The sequence below is a fragment of the Brevibacterium sp. 91QC2O2 genome (genome assembly GCF_024580695.1).
Lineage (GTDB): Bacteria > Actinomycetota > Actinomycetes > Actinomycetales > Brevibacteriaceae > Brevibacterium > Brevibacterium moorei.
In genome coordinates, this window is sequence record NZ_JANIJY010000055.1 from 1 (window position 1) to 1,186 (window position 1,186).

The following is a 1,186-nucleotide window of genomic DNA, read 5'->3' on the forward strand; positions in this document are numbered from 1 at the left end:
CCTTCACATGGGTGGCCCCCCTTCTCCCGAAGTTACGGGGGCATTTTGCCGAGTTCCTTAACCACGATTCTCTCGATCACCTTAGTATTCTCTACCTGACTACCTGTGTCGGTTTCGGGTACGAGCGGATCAAACCTCACGCCGATGCTTTTCTCGACAGCATAGGATCACCGGATCACCCCACCCAAAGTGGGATGCCCATCAGCTCTCACCCTTATATGCCAGACGGATTTACCTACCTGACGGGCTACCACCTTAGACCACGACAACCACCGCGCGGCCCGGCTACCTTCCTGCGTCACACCACACGCTCACCTACACACCACCTCAGGTCCGAAGCACAACCACACACCCAACCCGAAGGCCAGGCGACAGTCACACCGCGTTAGTATCAGTAGCTTCAGTCTTTGACGGTCCTTCACCGGTACGGGAATATCAACCCGTTATCCATCGACTACGCCTGTCGGCCTCGCCTTAGGCCCCGACTAACCCAGGGAAGATGAACTTGACCCTGGAACCCTTAGTCATCCAGTGCACGGGATTCCAACCCGTGTTTCGCTACTCATGCCTGCATTCTCACTCGCATAGCCTCCACCACTCGATCACTCGGCAGCTTCACCGGCCACACGACGCTCCCCTACCCAACAAACCAGGAGTTATCCCTTCAGGTTTGATGTCACGACTTCGGCGGTGTACTTAAGCCCCGCTACATTATCGGCGCGGAATCACTTGACCAGTGAGCTATTACGCACTCTTTCAAGGATGGCTGCTTCTAAGCCAACCTCCTGGTTGTCACAGCAACTCCACATCCTTTCCCACTCAGCACACGCTTAGGGGCCTTAGTCGATGATCTGGGCTGTTTCCCTCTCGACAATGAAGCTTATCCCCCACTGTCTCACTGCCACGCTAACTTAAACCGGCATTCGGAGTTTGGCTGACGTCAGTAACACAATACGGCCCATCAACCAACCAGTAGCTCTACCTCCGGCAAGCACCACGCAACGCTGCACCTAAATGCATTTCGGGGAGAACCAGCTATCACAGAGTTTGATTGGCCTTTCACCCCTAACCACAGGTCATCCCCTCCATTTTCAACTGAAGTGGGTTCGGGCCTCCACACGCTCTTACACGCGCTTCACCCTGCCCATGGCTAGATCACTCCGCTTCGGGTCTAGGACACGCGACT

The 1,186-nt window shown here is 55.3% G+C and carries 1 rRNA gene; it reads right to left on the bottom strand.

Annotated elements, in window-relative coordinates:
* A 23S ribosomal RNA gene (locus tag NQ036_RS15385) occupies positions 1 to 1,186 on the bottom strand; the annotation flags it as partial.